We start from the raw sequence: 253 nt of genomic DNA on the forward strand, positions 1-253 counted from the left end.
AATCTGATAGCCATATGCGGCAGTCCCTCCGCGGTTTTCTCCCAGACGAAAATGCTGGCTGGCAACGGCTTACGGCACAACCTGGTAAGCAGCCTGGAGGAGGAAGCCTACCTGCGGAGGGCGCAGGCGGAGCTACGATTTGCGGAAAAGCGGGGTGCCCCCTGCCTGGGCTGCCTGGATCCGGATTACCCGGCCGGGTTGCGGGAATGTGCGGACAGCCCGCTGGTGCTCTATACCCGCGGCAGGATCAATT

The 253-nt window shown here is 62.5% G+C and carries 1 pseudogene; it reads left to right on the top strand.

Annotated features, from left to right (window positions below):
- A pseudogene (locus ACRHNM_RS17465) lies at positions 1–253 on the top strand (DNA-processing protein DprA); the annotation flags it as partial.

This window comes from Psychroserpens mesophilus, from assembly GCF_050617655.1.
GTDB classification, from domain to species: domain Bacteria; phylum Bacteroidota; class Bacteroidia; order Flavobacteriales; family Flavobacteriaceae; genus Psychroserpens; species Psychroserpens mesophilus_A.